Origin of the sequence: Paenibacillus anseongensis (genome assembly GCF_009757995.1) — a bacterium.
GTDB lineage: Bacteria > Bacillota > Bacilli > Paenibacillales > NBRC-103111 > Paenibacillus_E > Paenibacillus_E chondroitinus.
In genome coordinates, this window is record NZ_WSEM01000008.1 from 788,010 (window position 1) to 808,230 (window position 20,221).

The 20,221-nt window shown below is 47.7% G+C and carries 18 protein-coding genes; 5 read left to right on the top strand and 13 right to left on the bottom strand.

Annotated features, from left to right (window positions below; translation table 11 throughout):
• Window positions 1–6: 6 nt before the first annotated feature.
• Complete coding sequence (cymR, locus tag GON05_RS11120) at window positions 7–426, bottom strand: cysteine metabolism transcriptional regulator CymR (RefSeq protein ID WP_127455352.1); 420 nt, start codon at window positions 424–426, stop codon at window positions 7–9.
• Between the two features lie 321 nt (window positions 427–747).
• Between cymR and mnmA the strand changes: the two genes are divergently transcribed.
• From mnmA to GON05_RS11135, 3 genes are all read left to right on the top strand, one after another.
• On the top strand, window positions 748–1,836 hold the full coding sequence (gene mnmA / locus GON05_RS11125) for a tRNA 2-thiouridine(34) synthase MnmA (RefSeq protein ID WP_157319181.1): 1,089 nt from the start codon (window positions 748–750) through the stop codon (window positions 1,834–1,836).
• A gap of 51 nt (window positions 1,837–1,887) precedes the next feature.
• Window positions 1,888–2,571, top strand: coding sequence for an AlkZ-related protein (locus tag GON05_RS11130; protein WP_157319323.1), 684 nt, complete (start codon window positions 1,888–1,890; stop codon window positions 2,569–2,571).
• A gap of 143 nt (window positions 2,572–2,714) precedes the next feature.
• Window positions 2,715–3,089, top strand: a complete 375-nt coding sequence (locus tag GON05_RS11135) for a DUF3889 domain-containing protein (RefSeq protein ID WP_157319182.1) — start codon at window positions 2,715–2,717, stop codon at window positions 3,087–3,089.
• Here GON05_RS11135 and GON05_RS11140 read toward each other — a convergent pair.
• From GON05_RS11140 to GON05_RS11160, 5 genes are all read right to left on the bottom strand, one after another.
• Window positions 3,084–4,403, bottom strand: a complete 1,320-nt coding sequence (locus GON05_RS11140; protein ID WP_157319183.1) for a replication-associated recombination protein A — start codon at window positions 4,401–4,403, stop codon at window positions 3,084–3,086. The genes GON05_RS11135 and GON05_RS11140 overlap by 6 nt on opposite strands.
• 636 nt (window positions 4,404–5,039) lie before the next feature.
• Entirely contained in the window at window positions 5,040–5,792 is a 753-nt protein-coding gene (locus GON05_RS11145) for a tRNA threonylcarbamoyladenosine dehydratase (protein ID WP_157319184.1), read from the bottom strand.
• A 24-nt stretch (window positions 5,793–5,816) separates the two neighbouring features.
• Window positions 5,817–7,595: an aspartate--tRNA ligase gene (aspS, locus tag GON05_RS11150; RefSeq protein WP_157319185.1), complete on the bottom strand. Its 1,779-nt coding sequence runs from the start codon at window positions 7,593–7,595 to the stop codon at window positions 5,817–5,819.
• Window positions 7,596–7,638: 43 nt separating this feature from the next.
• Window positions 7,639–8,904, bottom strand: a complete 1,266-nt coding sequence (gene hisS, locus GON05_RS11155) for a histidine--tRNA ligase (protein WP_157319186.1) — start codon at window positions 8,902–8,904, stop codon at window positions 7,639–7,641.
• A 434-nt stretch (window positions 8,905–9,338) separates the two neighbouring features.
• Entirely contained in the window at window positions 9,339–9,644 is a 306-nt protein-coding gene (locus GON05_RS11160; RefSeq protein WP_127455345.1) for a winged helix-turn-helix transcriptional regulator, read from the bottom strand.
• A gap of 122 nt (window positions 9,645–9,766) precedes the next feature.
• On the opposite strand from GON05_RS11160, the gene GON05_RS11165 reads away from it, so the two are divergent.
• Window positions 9,767–10,156 carry a DoxX family protein gene (locus tag GON05_RS11165; protein ID WP_157319187.1) on the top strand — a complete coding sequence of 130 codons (390 nt, stop codon included), beginning with the start codon at window positions 9,767–9,769 and terminating at the stop codon, window positions 10,154–10,156.
• Window positions 10,157–10,497: 341 nt separating this feature from the next.
• Window positions 10,498–10,806: a hypothetical protein gene (locus GON05_RS11170; RefSeq protein ID WP_157319188.1), complete on the top strand. Its 309-nt coding sequence runs from the start codon at window positions 10,498–10,500 to the stop codon at window positions 10,804–10,806.
• Window positions 10,807–10,909: 103 nt separating this feature from the next.
• On the opposite strand, the gene GON05_RS11175 is transcribed toward GON05_RS11170, so the two are convergent.
• The 7 genes from GON05_RS11175 to GON05_RS11205 form a co-directional block, all read right to left on the bottom strand.
• Window positions 10,910–12,856, bottom strand: a complete 1,947-nt coding sequence (locus tag GON05_RS11175) for an FAD-dependent oxidoreductase (protein ID WP_157319324.1) — start codon at window positions 12,854–12,856, stop codon at window positions 10,910–10,912.
• A 211-nt stretch (window positions 12,857–13,067) separates the two neighbouring features.
• On the bottom strand, window positions 13,068–13,241 hold the full coding sequence (locus GON05_RS11180) for a hypothetical protein (protein WP_157319189.1): 174 nt from the start codon (window positions 13,239–13,241) through the stop codon (window positions 13,068–13,070).
• An 84-nt stretch (window positions 13,242–13,325) separates the two neighbouring features.
• Complete coding sequence (dtd, locus tag GON05_RS11185) at window positions 13,326–13,766, bottom strand: D-aminoacyl-tRNA deacylase (protein ID WP_127455342.1); 441 nt, start codon at window positions 13,764–13,766, stop codon at window positions 13,326–13,328.
• 41 nt (window positions 13,767–13,807) lie between these two features.
• Window positions 13,808–15,994, bottom strand: a complete 2,187-nt coding sequence (locus GON05_RS11190; RefSeq protein WP_157319190.1) for a RelA/SpoT family protein — start codon at window positions 15,992–15,994, stop codon at window positions 13,808–13,810.
• 231 nt (window positions 15,995–16,225) lie between these two features.
• On the bottom strand, window positions 16,226–16,738 hold the full coding sequence (locus tag GON05_RS11195; protein WP_157319191.1) for an adenine phosphoribosyltransferase: 513 nt from the start codon (window positions 16,736–16,738) through the stop codon (window positions 16,226–16,228).
• Window positions 16,735–19,179 (bottom strand): single-stranded-DNA-specific exonuclease RecJ, encoded by a 2,445-nt coding sequence (gene recJ, locus GON05_RS11200; protein ID WP_181646263.1) that lies wholly within the window; start codon window positions 19,177–19,179, stop codon window positions 16,735–16,737. The genes GON05_RS11195 and recJ overlap by 4 nt, the downstream gene beginning before the upstream one ends.
• A 57-nt stretch (window positions 19,180–19,236) precedes the next feature.
• Window positions 19,237–20,190: a cation diffusion facilitator family transporter gene (locus GON05_RS11205; protein ID WP_181646264.1), complete on the bottom strand. Its 954-nt coding sequence runs from the start codon at window positions 20,188–20,190 to the stop codon at window positions 19,237–19,239.
• Between the last annotated feature and the right edge of the window lie 31 nt (window positions 20,191–20,221).

The following is a 20,221-nucleotide window of genomic DNA, read 5'->3' on the forward strand; positions in this document are numbered from 1 at the left end:
ATCACCTTAAATGTAAAACATGTAATTGTCGTGCTGGCCTGCGTCTTCAAAGGAAATCAGGTTCGCAAGCGTTGTAGAATCAAGCACTTCCGCGATGCTGTCGCGGATACGGATCCATAAATCGCGCTTCGCCGGGTCATCTTCCTCCGTAAAGTCGACTGGACTAATCGGTCCTTCCAACACGCGAATCACTTCACCCGCTGTCACTTGATCAGCAGGCTTGGAGAGAATATATCCACCGTACGCTCCACGAATACTTTTGACCAATCCCGCGTTACGCAAAGGAGCAACTAGCTGCTCGAGATAATGCTCGGATAGCTGATGCTTTTCGGCAATACTTTTGAGTGAAGTCGGACCTTCACCAACTCGATTGGCCAACTCCATCATGATCGTTAGACCATAGCGGCCTTTTGTGGAAATTTTCAAAATTTACACCTCATTCAACATTTATGCCATCAAGGGGGCTAATTGATATTACGAGAAATTGTGAGTTGTTTACCTACTGCTTTGTCCACATTCAGACAGTATGCTCGTCCCTATCTAGGTAAACAGCGTTTCCATTTTTAACAAAAACATTCCTAAACATCCGTATATCGTATCTATGTTATCATAATTCCTTGTTCTGTGGGGGAAAAACAATGACATTCTCATGAAATATTTTAATTTTTAACTAGAGAGATGTATAATAGGAAGAGTTTCAAAGATAAACGACTAAGTCTCACAGGATAGAAAAGAGGAACACAAGCCATGAATAAAAAAACACGTGTCATTCTAGGTATGTCCGGGGGTGTCGATTCTTCTGTTGCCGCACTGCTCTTGAAAGAGCAAGGCTATGAAGTCATCGGCATTTTCATGAAAAACTGGGACGATACTGATGAGTTTGGCCATTGCACAGCCGAAGAAGATGCAGAGGATGTCCGAAGAGTATGCGACCAGCTCGGAATCCCTTTTTATACAGTTAATTTTGAAAAACAGTACTACGATAAGGTGTTCGCTTATTTCTTGGACGAGTACACCAAAGGTCGCACGCCGAATCCGGATGTGATGTGCAACAGAGAAATCAAATTCGGTGAGCTGCTCCAGAAAGTCATGGACTTAGGCGGCGACTATATCGCAACCGGCCACTATGCCCAAGTGAAAGAACAAGACGGCGAGTACGTGCTCCTGCGGGGCAATGACCCTGGCAAGGATCAAACTTACTTCCTCAACGTGCTTACCCAGCAGCAGCTGTCCAAAGCGATGTTCCCGATCGGCCACCTGCCGAAACCGGAAGTACGTAAAATTGCCGAAGCAGCCGGTCTTGCAACGGCAAAGAAAAAAGACAGCACGGGCATCTGCTTCATCGGAGAGCGCGATTTCAAAGAGTTCCTCAGCCAATACTTGCCTGCCAAACCCGGCAATATGGTTGATATCCGCAACGGCGAGGTTAAAGGCCGTCATGACGGGCTGATGTACTACACGCTAGGTCAAAGACAAGGTCTCGGCATTGGCGGTTCAGGCTCAGGCGAACCATGGTTCGTCGTGGATAAAAATTTGGAAACCAACGAATTGCTGGTGGTTCAAGGTGAGCAGTACCCTGGACTTTATTCCAAGGGGCTGACAGCGACTGATGTAAACTGGATTTCTCCGAAGAAACCTCAAGGCCCATTCGCTTGCACAGCCAAATTCCGTTACCGTCAGCCTGACCAAGGCGTCGTTCTGACTTTTCAAGAGGACGGAACTGTTGAAGTAGTTTTCGATTCGCCGCAGAAAGCTGTCACGCCTGGACAATCCGTTGTTTTTTATGACGGTGAGGTTTGTTTAGGTGGCGGTGTGATTGATAAAGTTCATAAATAATACAAGACAAAATAGATGGTTCGAGAAAGAAGGATGATCAGTTTGATTAAAATGAATGAGGCGGACTTGAAGGCTGCTACGTACGAGGATGTGACAAAAATCGTGAAAGAAGTCGGCATTCTACCTCTCTCTTCTTTCATACCGGATCATCCTTCACTTGAATCCATGACAACACAAGGACAATGGCATACCGGCTTGGAGACGGATCCTTGGCTTTGGCGGGATCGTCTGCCAGGTGACGGACTTGCCGCCTATGGTCGTTTTTTCGCTAAGAAGCCTTTATTAATTTCGGCGGACCTTTTCCCTTTGGTAAAAAATCTGTTGGAAGACCCCTACTCTGTGGAAGAACGCTATGAAGACGGGCTGCTTCCCAAATCAGCCGTCGAGCTGTTCCAAGCGGTTGAGGCAAACGAAGGCATTGATGTCAAAGTGCTCCGGGCTGTTACCGGAATGAAAGCCAAAGAGTCCAAAAGTGAATTTGACCGTGCGCTCATTGAGCTGCAGAGCAAAACGGATATTGTAATTGCAGGCATCAGCGAGCGTTTGACCGCCAATGGTACAAAAAATGGCTGGAACAGTACCTGCTATATGACAGCCCTGCATTGGATGGAACTTCATGGTTTAGCGGTGAATTCATTACCGACACCTGAAGCGAAAAAACAGTTTAGAGCTTATATTCAGGAGCGTTATAGCTCTAAGGCAGTTCAATACCTTGGGAAGATTTTTAAGTTATAAGTAAAAAAAGAAAAGGACCTCTTCTTCTTAGGAGGTTCTTTTTTTATCCCCTCAATCTGCAAAAAGTGCCCTAATTTACCTCAACGCCTGCTAGTATGCCGCCTCGCGCCTACGCGAACCCTATAGGCGAAAGGTGTGAGCGAATGAGTAAAATCTCAGCCGTGCTTCTCCTGCTTGGACTAAGCTGGTGCGGCACAGCACAAGCGAGCATGGAAGTTGACATCCTGGAAGCTATAGCCCGACAACCAGCTCCGTCTCAAGATCCTGACCCCCTCTATGCCAAATGGAGCCGAGTCGCCTTCCATGAAGCTGGCAAAGTATACACGTTGCTAGACTATAAGTATTTGGGCCATTCCCGTGTAGCGCCAGGGGTGGATCAGCAGCAATTTCGTTTCTGGGTTCGACATCAGGGCGTTGAATTCCCGCTGATCGTATCCATACGATATGACCCTGTGTCGGAAAAACTTTTTACCATTCAAATGGAACAAGAAAGAAGAGGGAACTTACAGATCCTATAGATCTGCAGGCTTCCCTCTTCTTTTGTGTTGATTCTGCCGCATCTTATCTTCCGTTCCCTGCTCACTGGCCGCAAAGATGATTTCATGTTTAATCTCATCCGGTAAATACTGCTGCTGCACATAATGCCCAGGATAATCATGCGGATACATATATCCTTTGTGCCCGAGCTTCTCCGCTCCTTTGTAGTGCGTATCGCGCAAATGAAGCGGCACATCCGCAGATTTAACGCGCTCCATCATCTGTTCCGCACGAGAGATCGCTATCGGGATGGAATTAGATTTAGGACTCTCAACAGCGAATAAAATTGCCTGGGAAATGACGTACTTCGATTCCGGCCAGCCAATCTTGTGGTACGCGTCCATAGCCGTCACAGACTGCACCATGGCCTGCGGGTTAGCCAGGCCGATGTCTTCGCTGCTGGCGACGATAAGCCGCCGCAGGAACGTCATAGGGTCCATGCCGAGCTTCTCGACGGCATACAAGAACCAGAACAACGCGGCGTCACTGGAGCCGCGTACGCTCTTGTGAAAGGCGGACAAGACGTCATACTGCGTCGACTCGTCCGCTTTCACGATAGGGCGGCGGATCGACTCTTCCGCCACCTCCAGCGTGATCCGAACCGTACCATCCGGTTCGGGGGAGGTCGTGAGCGCTGCCAGCTCCAGCGCGTTCAAAGAGCGGCGGATGTCGCCAACGGCCATCTGCGCTATGTGCTCCAGCGCCTCCTCGTCCACGTGGAGGCGCATGAAGCCGAGCCCCTTGTCGGGATCGGCGATGGCTCTTCGCATGGCGATGAGCGCATGCTCCGCCGTGAGGGGCTCGAGCTGAAACAGCGTCGAGCGCGACAGCAGAGCCCCGTTCACATGGTGAAACGGGTTCTCTGTGGTCGCCCCGATGAAGATGAGGATGCCCTGCTCTACGGCAGGGAGCAGCGCATCCTGGCGTGAGGTGTTGAAGCGGTGCACCTCGTCCAAGAACAAAATCGTCTTGCGGCCGTACATCGCTTTATTGGTCTTGGCGAGCTCAATAATCTCTCGCACATCTTTGACCGAAGCATCGACCGCATTCAGCTTCATGAACTCGCCTTTTGTCCGGTTCGCGATGATATTGGCGAGAGTTGTCTTCCCTGTGCCCGGCGGTCCATAGAGCAGGATGGAGCTCACCTGATCGGCTTCAATGGCTCTGCGCAGCAGCTTGCCTTTGCCGACAATTTGCTCTTGCCCGATGTACTCGTCCAGCGTTGTAGGCCGCATACGGTCAGCGAGCAGCTTGCCGGTCGGTTCTTGCGATGAGGCATATGTAAACAAGTCCATGTTGGTTATTCCTTTGCTTTGGGTTTAAATAGACTGTTTCCATTATACGCCTCATGGGGTGGACTGTCATGTCTTGTGTGAGGTGGCTGCTTGGCTAGGGCGCGATGAGAAGCTGTATTTCGTGCAGTAAGTTTAGTGCTGAGCTGGTGTTTAAGATGATGTACTGTAATGCCTACAGTTTAACAACTGGGAATTGCTTGGAAATTGGGCATTTTGTCAGAATTTGCTGCTTGTTGAGATTTCTGTGGGGGCTAACGGACTGAGGTACTCTATTGGCTGCTTTTGGGACAAATTTTACTTCTAACGGACTCACGAGTCGTTAAAAGCCTTGGAATTGCCTAAAACAGCAACAAAACCATTAAATAACGCCTCCTCAGTCCGTTAGCTCCTCAAATCTAGCTCATTTGGCTAGAATAGCGGCTCCTGAGTCCGTAAAAAGATGGCTACTGTCTAGATAACGTGAGGTGGGCGTGGAACTGGGGTCGAGGGGTTTGCATTTAGCACTTGCACTTGGAGTTGCACACGGCTCCCGAATGCAGCACCTCTCTGTTTCACAGCACCATGTCCTCCTTTTCCAAAACAAAAAGGGGCTACCTCAACAGATCATCCCTGACCTGTTAAGATAGCCCCTCATCCTTATTTCTTCGAACCGATCTCCAGCAGATCTTTCACGGCCACACTCACCATGATCAATCCTGCCACCGGAGGAACGAAAGCGTTGCTCGCCGGAGGCTGCTTCGCTTTGCGAATTTCTGGTGCATTCGCCGGTACGATTTGTTGTGTAACGTCTTCACGCGGCTTCATCGGCTCTTCGGTGGAGAAGACGACTTTTACGCCTTTTTTGATGCCTTCTTTGCGCAGCTTCTGGCGCACGACCCGAGCGATCGGATCCATGCTTGTTTTGGAAATATCCGCTACTTTGAACTGCGAAGGGTCCATTTTGTTAGCGGCGCCCATGCTGGAGACGATCGGAATCTTCCGCTCCAGGCACTGTTTGATCAGATGAATTTTATAGGAAATGGTGTCACTGGCATCGAGCATGTAGTCGATGTGATGAGCGAACACTTCCTCATAGGTTTCCTCTGTATAGAACATCCGCATGGAGATAACATCGCATTCCGGATTAATCAGTTTGATCCGATCGCGCATCAGATCAGCTTTGGGCTGCCCTACGGTCGTTGTAAGGGCATGGATCTGACGGTTAATATTCGTGATGTCGACAACGTCCTTGTCGATCAGAATAAGCCGTCCGACCCCTGTACGCGCCAATGCTTCTGCAGCAATGGAACCGACACCGCCGATGCCTAGAACGGCGACGGTGCTATTTTTCATAATATCTAAACCTTCAGGGCCAATGGCAAGTTCAGTCCGCGAAAATTGGTGAAGCATAGAAACACGTCCTCTTCTATGTTCTTAGGCTTTAGCAGGCTGCTTAAGCGCTAAGCGAATCGACAATTGATCAAGCTGTTTGTCATCTACTGTTCCCGGTGCATCCATCAACAGGTCCGTCGCGCTTGCTGTTTTCGGGAATGCAATCGTTTCTCTCAAGTTGGTACGGCCTGTGATCAGCATCACCAAACGGTCGAAACCGAAGGCGAAACCACCATGTGGAGGCGTTCCATATTCGAACGCATCGAGCAAGAAGCCGAATTTCTCCTGTGCTTCTTCACTTGAGAAACCAAGTGCTCCGAACATTTTCTCTTGCACGTCACGTTGGTAAATACGCATGGAACCGCCGCCTACTTCATAGCCGTTCAAAACAAGGTCATACGCTTGAGCTCGAATTTGACCTGGGTCCGTGTCAAAGAAGTGAATATCGTCTTCATTAGGACGCGTGAACGGATGGTGCTCTGCGACATAACGTTTGGCTTCTTCGTCGTATCCAAGCAGCGGGAAGTCTACGACCCATGCATACTTGAACTTGGAGTCGTCGATAAGTCCGAGTTGACGACCGATTTTCAGACGAAGGTTGCCTAGAACATCGGCTACGACTTTCTTTTTATCCGCGGAGAAAAGAAGTAGATCTCCTTCTTCAGCGCCTAGACGCTCAGTCAGAGCAGCAATTTCAGCTTCGTTAAAGAATTTCACGATAGGCCCTTTGAATTCGCCGTCTTTGACTTGAATCCAAGCTAAGCCCTTAGCCCCGTAACGCGCCGCGAATGGCAGCAGGTCATCGATCTCTTTACGGCTCCAAGTACCACAGCCTTTAGCATTCAGTGCTTTAACTTGGCCTCCGCCTTTAACCACATTCGCAAATACTTGAACGCCGGAAGTTTGAACGATATCCGATACATCTTCAAGCTCTAGCCCGAAACGCAGATCCGGTTTGTCTGAACCATATTTCGCCATCGCATCCGCATACGTAATACGTTGGAAAGGACGCGGAATTTCGACTTGTGCCGTCTCTCTCATCAAGTTCACAACAAGCTCTTCCAAAATATCCAGCAATTGATCTTGCGCCAGGAAGGAAGTCTCAATGTCGACTTGTGTAAATTCCGGTTGACGGTCTGCACGAAGGTCTTCGTCGCGGAAACAACGTGCGATTTGGTAGTACCGCTCCAGACCACTAACCATCAATAGCTGTTTGAAAATTTGTGGGGATTGCGGCAGCGCGAAAAATTCACCTGGGTGAACACGGCTTGGCACCAAATAATCACGAGCGCCTTCCGGTGTGCTTTTCGTCAAAATCGGTGTTTCCACTTCTACGAATCCTTGGTCATCCAAGAAATTGCGGAAAATTTTGGACGCTTTCGAGCGAAGCATTAACGTTCTTTGCATTTCCGGACGGCGAAGGTCCAAATAGCGGTATTTCAGACGAACAGCTTCATCCACTTCCACACCGTCTTCAATGAAGAATGGAGGTGTTTTGGCAGCGTTCATGATTTCGATTTCCGTTACTTGAATTTCAATTTCACCCGTCGGGATATTTTTATTAACCGTTTCGGCGTCACGCTCTACGATTTTCCCTTTTACAGCAAGCACATATTCATTACGTGCACGGTCAGCAATCGCTAGAGCATCCCCTGAGAAATCCGGGTTAAATACCGTCTGTACAAGCCCGCTGCGGTCGCGAAGATCAATAAATAGTACCCCGCCTAAGTCACGTCTTCTTTGTACCCACCCGTTTAGAATAACAGTCTGTCCTACCTGATCTTTCGTAAGCTGCCCGCAATGATGTGTTTTGAGCATCATAATGTTGTTGCCTCCTCATGAGTAATTAATCATTAAGTACTATCTATTCGAATAGTGTCTTTGCAGCATTTGAAGCAAGATCCACTAAACTTACAATGACTTGAGAACCTGTTTCCATCTGCTTCAGCGTAATTTCGCCGCGGGCTAACTCATCGTCTCCGAGAATTGCCACATACTTCGCTTGGAAACGGTCTGCTGATTTCATTTGCGCCTTCAATTTGCGCCCTTGGTAGTCCTTCTCGGCTTTGAGGCCTTGAACCCTTAACTGGTGCAGCAGCTTCGTGACTTCCTTCTCGGCAGGCTCGCCTAACCCGATCAGGTATACATCAAGCGGCTCTGGTTTCGGGATCTCAACACCCTGCGCCTGCAGCACAAGCAGAATGCGTTCCAGACCTAGCCCCAAACCTACGCCTGGTTGATCTGTGCCATGACCGCCAATTTGCTCAACGAGACCGTTGTAACGCCCGCCGCCGCCAATTGTATCGATAGCTCCAATGCCAGCTGCTTTGTACTCAAAAGCGGTGTGTGTGTAATAATCAAGCCCGCGTACCAGGCGAGGGTTCACCCGATAGGGAATGTCCATAGCGGTTAAGTGCTCGCGAACCTGTGCAAAGTGTGTCGAACATTCTTCGTCCAAATAATCCAGAATCTCAGGAGCGCCTACCGCGTACTTCTGATCGGTTTTGCAATCAAGAATGCGCATTGGGTTGCGATCATAACGGGACTGGCAATCTTTGCAGAGCAAGTGTTTCACAGGTGCAAAAAATTCCTGTAATTTCTCACGGTAAACCGTTCTAACGGATGGTGTGCCCACGGAGTTAATTTCAGCGGTTACATCTTTTAACCCAATTTCTTTGTAAAACGTGTACCCTAGTGCAATAACTTCGGCATCAATGCTTGGATCAACGGATCCGAAAGCTTCAATCCCGAACTGGTGGAACTGACGGTATCTTCCGGCTTGCGGCTGTTCATAGCGAAACATTGGTCCCACATAGAACAACTTCGTCAAATCTGGCACTCCATACAGCTTATTTTCTACATAAGCCCTAACAACGCCGGCTGTCCCTTCTGGACGCAAGGTCATGCTGCGATCGCCTTTATCCATAAAGGTGTACATTTCTTTCTCGACAATATCCGTCGTTTCTCCCACACCTCTGGAGAAAAGCTCCGTACTTTCGAAAATCGGCGAACGGATTTCTTTGTAGTTAAATCGTTGACATAAGTCCCTTGCTTTGCTTTCCAGGTACTGCCACTTCTCCACTTCGCCGGGAAGCAGGTCCTGCGTGCCTTTTGGCTTTTGAATGCTCATGTGTTCAACCTCCCTTTATCTGTCGCTCTTGGTTATATAACAAAAAAATCCCCCACCCCCGACGTTCGTCAGGGACGAGAGATTTGATTAACAAATTCACCCGTGGTACCACCCACATTCAGATCGTCTGTACTCGCGCCATAGGCACAATAAACAGAAATCTGCTCTTAACGGTTAACGCCCGCGAATACGCACTGCCACTACTAGACGGTCATAAATCGACATGTCGTTCCCAGCAGGTCCTCGGGGAGGTCTTTTCGTTCGCTCATCATAGGAAGCTCGCAGCCTAGACTTCCTTCTCTGATAATGTGGGGGCGAAATACTTTATCCCTTCAACGGATCACAAAGGTATTGAATTATTGTTTATTGTAAACATTGGCAGAAGTAAAGTCAAGAGATATACGTCCACTTGACTTAGCGCCGCCTTCATTTAATTAATGAGAGTCCGCCCATTTTTGCAACTCGTCCATAACAGGCTTAAGTCCTTTTCCTTTAGCTGTCAATTCATACTCAATACGAACCGGAGTTTCCGGGTACACGTGTCGGACAATGATCTCTGCAGCCTCAAGTTCTTTAAATCTCTCCGAAAGCATGCGATCGCTCATACTTGGGATAAGCACGGATATATCTTTAAACCGCTTCGGCCCCGTCAACAAGACATGTACGATGAGCCCCGTCCAACGCTTTCCCAGAAGTTCAAATGCATTTTCGAATTTCGGGCACAGTTGGTAGTCTTCCATATAAATCATCTCCTTATAAACAATTTTAACATAGTCGCTTGACAAAAGTAAGTGCTGCGTAATAATATACTAACATAAAGTAAGTAATTAAATAAAATTTATTTAAAGAGGAGTAGTTAGTCATGGCTTTAGGTCTTCTTCTTATTCGTTTGGTGTTAGGTTTAACAATAGCCGCGCACGGCACACAGAAAGTATTTGGATGGTTTGGTGGGTATGGACCAAAAGGCACAGGAGGCTTTTTCGATTCCATCGGCATTAAGCCCGGTGTCCTGATGGCCGTCGTTGCCGGTTTGTCGGAAATTGTAGGCGGCTTGCTCTTTGCTGCAGGACTTTGGACCCCGGTTGCGGCTGCACTTATTATCATTACTATGCTTGTTGCTATTATAAAGGTTCATAACAAAAGCTATTGGTCCACTTCTAATGGGTTCGAGTACAATTTGCTTTTGATTGTGGCGGCACTGGGCGTCGCGCTTATTGGTGCAGGCGACTATTCTCTGGATGCTTTATTATAAAAAATGAAGAACTGGGCTATCACCTTAAGTCAGAAATGACTTGATGGATGATAGCCCTTTTCTATTTCGATGGCGAAACATGAGCCTATCCTACAAAGAAAATAGCCTGCAGCACGAGTGGCGGCAGGCCTCTAGACAATATATAAATTAAAGGGGGTCGAGTTTTATTATATCCATGGTTGATTAACGCAGTATGAAATTTAAATTACAATTTCATTACAGTGTTTTCCCTGTATTTTCAATGATTTTCATTTTGCTCCCCTCGTATATTCAGCCTTTTTTACACATATACATTACAACAAGGCAAATGGCCTTGAATTTATCATCAGGAGGCTGTAACAATGACAACACAAAACGAGTTTCAAGAGGAACGGCAGGATCTAGTGGTGCTCTTCTCTGAGGAATCCGAAACCGAAGCTGAAGTTGAAGACGATGTAGCCGAAGAAGCTGAAGCAGCCGAAGAAGAGGCCATTGAGGATTCGGACGAAGCCGAAGAAGCTGAAGAAGCAGCTGAGGAAGAAGAAGTCGAAGCGGAAGAAGAAGCGGAAGTTGATGCCGACGAGGAAGCTGAAGTAGATAGTGATGATTCTGCCGAAGAAGATGCGGAAGAATCTGCGGAAGCCGAAGAGGATGCATCAGAAGCTGACTGAATTTTGTAAGCGCAGTCAAAACTTCCATTGGCTTCGAAAAAAAAGATAAGAGCCTTATCGCCACATGCAACTACGGCGTAATAAGGCTCTTATTTGTTATTTTTTAAGGTTTGCCGGTTAAACCAACCTTCAGATCTTTGATAAGCAAGTAAATATCACCGTTCGTTAACTTTTGATTGTCTGCTATTAGCTTCAATGAAGCATCGGTCAACAGCTTATTCTCTATTAGCTTTGCCTGCGCCTCTTTGGATGTAGCAGTCAATCCCAAAGCTTGTGTTATCGTATAAGTAGCCTGCTCAAGCGATAACGGGATTTTATCGGCATTCTCCATCTTCGCGATGGCCTGCGATACATCCCCTTTGAAGGCATCCGGCTTCATTTTCTTCGCGCCGCTCACGAGATTGACCATCCGTTTCGGATTCGCGGGGTCATCCAAGTGAAAATTGTTGTCGTACGCACCGGAAGCCAAGCCAAGCATAAGAGCGGATTTCAACCCCTCATAAGCTTTATGCTCCATAAAAGGCTGCGGCTTGAGTGTCATCGGATGAATCTCCATGCCTTGTTTGTTCAACTGCTCCTGCAGCTTCGCAATCACTTCTTTGGACGCCGATAGCTGGCGGAACGTCATCTTCTCCTGCTTCGCGAACATCGCTGCAGCTCCTGCGGCTTCCCCTTCGGCCATGCCTGTAGGCATAACGCGGGCACTTCCATGCGGCAGTGTATCGTAACTGGCCGCTCTACCTACTACAAGCAGTCCATCCACCTTCTGCGGCACTAGGCTGCGGAACGGGATCGCGTACTGCTTCGGTTTACACACTACGTTGCCGTTATCGGTCGGAGAGATCCTTTGAATATCCACTGGATAAGAACCGAATCCAATGCGGTCCCACTGATCATTGTTCGTACAAACGTCTACAATGTTGAGTCTGTATTCTCCCTGCATATGACGCGTTTCCCGAACATATAGCTCTGGTGCAGATCCATCTAGCTCAAGGCTTGCAAACTCAGGGAACGTTTTTTGCATATAAGATAAAATATTAGGCAGTTCTTTTTTCCCGATGTCAAAAGCTTCTTGAACAGCTTTCGGATCAAAGGTATCAACCCCGAAAATTTGCAAGGCATTAATAAGGACGGTATTGTCATTTTCCCTACCCATATTGAGCCCTCTCATCTTGGCTCTTTCTTTGTTAAGAGGTGGATATTTACTCATTTCCCCATAACCAAATACACTTACATCATTGACCCCTGTATCCGGATTATTATCCCCGTTCAGCCTTGTGGCCATCAGGTTCCAAACTTCCGGTGTTACGTTTTTCAAACGAAACGCAAGCGTCACGGCCATCTTGGAATTCGGATCCCCGATATCCTCGTGTCCGATCGTAAACGCCACTCCTGATGCCGCCGCGAAATCTCCATCCTGCGTCGCATCGATAACCGAAGCCGCCTTCACGACTTGCGTACTGCCATCTTCGAGTGTAATCGTAGCACCTTGCACAGCCTTTTTATCTTGAGAAAGGAGCGGATCAATCTTCTTCGTTTTGAGCAGCACATCAATTTTAGATTCATTTTTAACCAAATCATAGAACGCATTTGCGGCTGTATTCACATCGAAGGAATCCCCTTCAATTTTGGCATACCACTCGGAGAAGAAGCCCTTGTTGAAGACATCATCTTTTCCTAAAAGGTTCTTGTTTGGAGCATAGTTCATATCAATGGAGTTAATCCAGCCCAGTGTCATTAGCCCTCCCAGAATCTCACGATTCCGTCCATCCACCAGAAGGGTAGTTAACCCATTACGCGCAGCCGAAACAGCCGCAGCAACTCCCTCAGGATCGGTACCCACGACAATGACATCATACGCTTCTTTTGTTTTCTTTACGGATTTCACTTCTTCAATTTCTTGCTTCGCCTTCGTCTGTCCACCGCTTATGTGGTGTTTATATTGATAATACAAAGACGCCGCAGCCCCCAGCACCGCGAGCAGAATCAAGATTCCCATCAACCAAAGCCATCCTTTGGAAGCGGAATTGTTACGATTCGGATTTGCCATTAAAACGAAAGCACCCACCTTGTCCCCTGCTTTTCATACAGCTTACCGGTTGAAGGTTTGATAAGCTTTCTTGAGCAGTCGATTATTTTGTCAACCAAAAACATCACTTGTTAGTTTACCACATTTTAAAGGTGTAGAGAAATCCTGCCACATTGCCTCATCCTACAAATAAAGCCCCGCATTGCTGACGAGGCAGCGCGAGGCTTTACGATTAACGATATGATTTCTTGGGAATGCTTTTCATTTTCTCCTGATCGGATGTGAACTCTGCGCTAATTTCAACGTCGGCTAACGCCGGTGCCTGACTCATCCGCTCGGCAAGTGTTGTATGCAGCAGTTGCTGCTCTGGCGCCGTCATGGCTTTATGCTTGATCGATTGACGCATCTGGATGCTCCTAACTGCAAGAATATACAGTTTTAGTATATCCAGGCTGTCCGCATCTTATCCTTTGCGCAAAAAGCAACCCGATTATTTACTATCGATGATCAAAGTAACAGGTCCCCAATTCGTAAATGAAACATCCATCATTTCGCCAAATGCGCCCGTTTCCACTTGCAAGCCCTGAGCGCGAAGCAGCTCATTGAACTTATCATACAGCGGCTGTGCAATCTCAGGTCTAGCTGCTGACATGAAGTTGGGCCGTTTCCCTTTGCGGCAATCTCCATACAAAGTAAACTGGGAAACGGATAAAATTTGGCCGCCTGTCTCCAGCACGGATAGATTCATTTTACCGGTCTCATCTTCAAAAATGCGCAGTCCGGCTACTTTGTCCGCTATATATTTCGCATCCTGCTCCGTATCGTCGTGGGTGATGCCGACTAACAGCATCAGACCCTGCTCGATCTGTCCGACAGATGCGCCATTCACAGTTACTTCGGCGCGCTTGCACCGCTGAACAACTACTCTCATGGTTTCTCTAAATCTCCTCACGTTCGTTCACAGCCGCAAGCTTAGCTTTGCATAATGCGCTGAACGGAATAAACGTCTCTCACACGTTTGATCCTCTCGACAACGGATTGCAGATGATCGATATTTTTGATCAAAATGGTCATATGAACCGTTGCCATCTTGTTTTTATCTGATCGGCCTGAAACCGCTGAAATACTCGTTTTGCTTTCTGAAACAGCCTGAAGAACTTCGTTCAAGAAATCTCGACGGTCATGGCCTGTAATCTCAATTTCCACATTGAAATTGGATTCGATGGCTTCACACCAATCAACCTCAATGACCCGTTCCTCTTCCCCCATGCTTGTAGGAATATTCGTACAATCCGCCCGGTGCACGGACACGCCGCGCCCTCTTGTAATGTAGCCGATGATCAAATCACCGGGTACCGGATTACAACAGCGGGCAAAGCGCACAAGCAAGTTGTCCACGCCCTTCACCTTCACGCCGTTGGTTGGACGGCTTTTCCGTTCGGTTGCGCTTGGTGACTTAACTTCTTTAACCTCCGTAGTGAGCTGAAGCACCTGAGCTTCTTCGGCTTCCTTACGCAGCTTCTCTGTAAGCTTCGTACAAATTTGCGCGGCTGTAATCCCGCCAAACCCGACGGCAGACAGCATGTCTTCAATGTCGTTAAAATTGAACTTTTTCGCCGCTTCGAGCATTTTCTCATCACTCATCAGTGTCGGCGGATCAATGGCCAACCGCTTGAGCTCGCGCTCAATCATGGTTTTCCCTTTTTCGACGTTCTCTTCGCGCTTCTCTTTCTTGAACCACTGCTTAATTTTACTGCGGGCGTGGGACGATTGCGCGAGCTTGATCCAGTCCTGACTTGGTCCATAAGAATGTTTGGACGTCAGAATTTCAATGATATCCCCTGTTTTCAACTTGTGATCCAAGGGGACGATGCGGGAATTGACTTTGGCGCCAATTGTCCGATTTCCGACCTCCGTATGAATACGGTAAGCAAAATCCAAAGGCACGGAACCGGCCGGAAGCTCGATGACCTCGCCTTTTGGCGTAAACACAAAGACAAGATCGGAGAAAAAGTCCATCTTCATGGATTCCATAAACTCAGAAGCATCATTCGTTTCATGCTGAAGCTCCAAAATTTCACGGAACCAGCTCATCTTATCTTCAAACGTGCCTGATGGAACAACGGAGCCACCTTCTTTGTAGGCCCAGTGTGCAGCAATACCGAACTCGGACGTTCTATGCATTTCCCAAGTACGAATCTGAACCTCCAGAGGTTCCCCCTTGGGACCGATCACCGTTGTATGGAGAGACTGATACATATTCGGCTTAGGCATAGCGATATAATCTTTGAAACGTCCAGGCATCGGTTTCCACAAAGTATGAATAATACCCAAAGAAGCGTAGCAATCTTTGATGCCATCGACAATGACGCGCAGCGCCATGAGATCATAGATCTCATTGAACTGTTTGCCGCGGGAGCTCATTTTTTTATAAATACTATAGAGATGTTTGGGCCTTCCGGAGATATCTCCCTGGATTCCCATCTCATCCAGCTTTTCTTTGATACTGTGGATTACGTCTTCGATATATTGCTCACGCTCGGTTCGCTTCTTCTGCATCAGATTCACGATCCGGTAATACTGCTGAGGATTCAAATAACGGAGAGCGATATCCTCCATTTCCCACTTGATGGTGGAAATCCCGAGCCTATGTGCAATCGGACAGAAAATCTCCAGCGTTTCCTCCGCTATGCGGCGCTGGCTTTCCTCCGATTGGTACTTCAACGTGCGCATGTTGTGCAATCGATCCGCCAGTTTAATCAAAATAACGCGAATATCCTGCGCCATAGCGACAAACATTTTGCGGTAGTTCTCATTCTGCTGCTCTTCCTTGGACTTGAACTTAATCCGTTCGAGCTTCGTCAAGCCGTCAACAAGCATTGCGCAGGTTTTCCCGAATTTATCTAGAACAGTTTCGAGTGAAACTGTTGTATCTTCAACGACATCATGCAGAAGCGCCGCAATCACGGATGTGACGTCCATCTGCATGTTCACCAGTATATCTGCAACAGCGAGTGGATGCAGAATATAGGGCTCCCCCGATTTGCGCACTTGGCCATGATGGGCTTCATCCGCGAATTCATAGGCCTCCCGTATCCTCTGCAAATCATTCTCTTTCAGATAGGTGGCTGCCTTCTCTAACAGCTGCTCTATACCCATGCATCTACCCATTCCCTTTAGAGGTTGTTTAAAAAGCGAACTTTTCAAATGCTCATCTTTAGTCGATTTTTATTCATTATGCCTGCAAGGCAGGCTCCGCGTCAACTATGCCATGCTAACCTTTCGACAAAAAACATCATTTTGCCTAAAATCCTTTGAAATATTCCTTCCTTACGGCCTATATCTATGTACAAAAAAGAATCGAATATGACATTCGATTCTTCGCTTATTTTAATATTGAACTAAGGAAACCACATCTATACCATTAAACTTATTTCTGCCTTCCAAATAGGAAAGTTCAATTAAGAACGCCGCTCCAACAATATCTCCGCCAAGCTGTTGAATCAAATCGATCGAGGATTGAATCGTTCCGCCGGTTGCCAGCAGGTCATCGGCAATTAGAACTTTTTGACCAGGCTTAATGGCATCCTTGTGCATAGCTAGTTTATCTTTGCCATATTCCAAGGCATAATCCACTTCAATGGTCTCGCCTGGCAGCTTACCGCTTTTGCGAATCGGAATAAAACCTACGCCAAGCGCATAAGCCAGCGGAGCACCGATGACGAAGCCGCGAGCTTCTGGTCCCGCGATGACGTCAATTTCTTTCTCTTTAACCATTTCTTTCAATTGATCAATGGCTTCTTTGTAGACAGCACCGTTTTGAAGCAGTGTGGTGATATCTTTGAAACGGATTCCCGGTTGCGGGAAGTCTGGGATAACGCGAATGTACTCTTTGAAATTCATATAATTTCCTCCAATATGTGGTTTTCTTGCTTGATATGCTGGGCAATCCACTGCTCTAATTCTTTGGCTGAAGAATACATCACAACAGATTCAACTTCTTGACGATTCATTCTATGCTGATAAATGCGGGATGCCGTAAGATCTTTTTTTGCAGGTGATGCATGCAGTTTAACGAAAGCCCCTTGTCTTTCAATAAACGATAACTCCTCAAACACGGATAAAATGAATTGAATCATAGCTGGTGACAAGCCCGATCTTTTGCTGAATGAGGCCATTAGACGTGGATCCTGCACATTCAACGAGCCTTCTTTTTGTAATGTGCCGTACATCATCTTGAACATCTCACGAGAAGGCAAGGTGCTTCCACTGTCAGGTCCTAACTCTGCGAAAACCGGATAACAACGCATCATGCCAAGGGCTTGCTGTAACACACCTTGTAAGCTAACTAAACTCCTTGGGATCGTGTACAAAATGATGTCCTTCATATGAGCAAAATCCAGCTGACTGGCTGTTTGATTGCCTGGCCGTAATAAGCCGCTGTCTTGAACGACCCAGTAAGGGATTTCGTCGCCGATTTGGAAAGCCGTGGCAGCAAAAGCTTTCACATCTGTTTCATCGAAGAGCACGATACCAGGTACTTGATTCTTCGTGTTGCTTGTTGCCAGGTTATTTTGAAGCATATTCAGCTTGGCGCTTAATTGACCCGCTCCACGCCAATCAAAGAGCTGCATATGCGTGATCTTCAAATCCTGCATGACAATTTGCGGCTTGCGGACGCCGTTCCACTCATTGATGGACAGCTCGCCAAGGACATCGACCTTAGCCGCTTGAGTGATGAGTCCAGCCAGACTGCCTTTGCCGAATCCAACGGCTTCCACCGAGCAGCTTACTTCATCTTTGGCCTGAGAGAGCGCGAGCTTCAGATGCTGCTTCTCTTTGCCCATGGTCCGAATGTCGTCCAGCGATAGATCGGTGAACATGAACCTGGGCGCGGGATTGCCCATGCCAAATGGCGCAAGCTTCTCCAATCCTTCGATGCTGGCAATAGGGACATCAGGCAAGCTGCATACAGCGTCGGCCTTCAACAGCGGGATATAATCCTGCTCCGTCAATGTCGCAGCTGCAAGCTCATTCAGCTTTTGCGTGAAAGCCTCCAAATGGCCTCTGCTTAAACTCATTCCAGCTGCCGCTTGGTGGCCTCCATAGTGATCCAGCCACTCTTCACAGACGGTCAAAGCCTTGTGCAAATCAAAACCGGCAATGGAACGTGCTGAACCTTTGGCAATTCCTGTCTGCGGATCTATGCTGAGCACCAGGGTCGGACGGTAAAATTTATCCACGATTTTGGAGGCTACAATGCCGACAACGCCCACATTCCAGCCTTCCTTCGCAACGACGATCACTTTGTCCAGACCTTTGGCCTGCTGCTCCTCTGCGAGAACAAAGGCTTCTTTCACCATCTCTTCAACGATAAGCTGACGCTCTTTGTTCAGCATATCCAATTCAAAAGCAATTTGCTCCGCCTCGGTTTCATTGGACGTCGTCAACAATTTAACCGCGATATCCGCTGCTTCCAGTCTTCCGCTGGCATTGATTCTTGGTGCGAGCGAGAAGCCGATGTGACCTGCTGTCACTTCCTTGCGTTCAATGCCTGAGACGCCAATAAGTGAACGGAATCCCGCGTAAGCCGAATCCTGCATGCGCTGCAGACCTTGTTTGACAATTAAGCGATTCTCACCATTCAGCGGCATTAAATCCGCTACCGTGCCAAGCGCCGCAAATTCCAGCAGTTCCTCTGGCAGCCTATCCAGCAAAGCGTGTGCCAGCTTCAGAGCAACACCGACACCGGCAAGGTGCTTAAAAGGATAAGGACAGCCGGGCTTCTTAGGATTGATCACAGACAGAGCCTGTGGCAGGTGCTCCGGAGGCTCGTGGTGATCCGTCACGATGACATCTATGCCTAACTCCTCACAGTAGGCGATTTCCTGAACGGCACTAATGCCTGTGTCCACGGTAATTAACAGATCTACGCCTTGCTCTTTGGCCAAATCAATCGCTGAGCGATTCAGACCATAGCCTTCACGAATGCGATGTGGGATATACGTATCGAACCGGGCGCCCAAGCCTGTGAGCAAATGATGCATGAGCGAAGTGCTGCTAACGCCGTCTGCATCATAGTCCCCATATATGCGAATAAATTCGTTGTTCTGCAGTGCTTTCCGGATACGTTCAACAGCCGGGAGCATGCCGTCAAGCAAATAGGGATCATGATAATACTGAACTCCGCCGTGCATGAATTGTTCGGCTTCAGGTATCGTCCGAATGTCTCGGAGAACAAGCAGTCGGGCCACAAGCGGGTCGATCTGCAGCTCGCGCACAAAAGTTTCTATGAGCATTTCATCCGCATGGCCAATGCTCCATCTTGCCTTTGGTGCTAGCACTTGTGTGTCCTCCTTAGCGTTTTGCTGTGCAAAACTTTCTTCGTGCTTATTACAAAATCAATGAATAACGGACGGGAGCTCGCTGAGCTCTGAATCCGTAGAATGTTTGTAGGGATAGCCGGCATCATAAGGAGCCACGTGCACAAACACATCCGAAACATGATGGAATCTTTTCATCAGCTGCTGTTTGATCCTTTTGGAAACTTCATGCCCTTCCCAAACCGTTACCCTTGGATTCACGCTGATTTTGACCGTAACCACCACATAATGTCCGTGCTCTCTGGCTCTTAAGTCATCTACAGTGATTACACCTTTAATCAACTGCACAACGGCAATCAAATCATCAGCATCCTCTTGCTGTAGAACGTACTCTTGCTTCCTATGTAAAGCTTCCTTGACAAGCGAATATCCCATTTTCAAGATCATAAGAGAAATGATAATTCCTGTTATCGGATCCAAATAGGAAAGGAATGGGACCTGCAAAACGTTGGAGAGTGTTGCGCCGAATACCCCGATCAGAGCCACAATAGTAGAGTATATATCGGAACGGTGCCCTCTGCTATTAGCAATTAATTCCTGAGAGCCTATACGTTTGCCTAACCGGCTCACGTATTGATACATGATTTCTTTGACGACTAGCGAAAGTCCAAGCGCAGCGAGCGCGTAATTCTTGTCAGTATGTTCCTCGGCAGACCCTAAGGCATGAATCGCTGAAATCCCCATCTCGATTCCTATAATAAGAACGACAATAGCCAGCAGAATACTTGCAATAGACATATTCTTTTCTGGACTTTGGGCATCCAACTCCTCTGGAGGCTGCTGATCTGATCTCACCCGAATCAGTGCTGCGGATGAAGCTATGGCTCTTGATGCCGAATGTGCGGCATCCGCTAACAAGGCTGAGCTCTGCGCCATAATCCCAACAATACCTTTCAGACACGCTAGAGCTGCATTACCGGCGATGCCGCCCCATACCGCAAGCTCCGTTTTTTGAAAACGCTCGTCTTTCACGCTGACACTCCCCCTGAACGGATACAAAGGC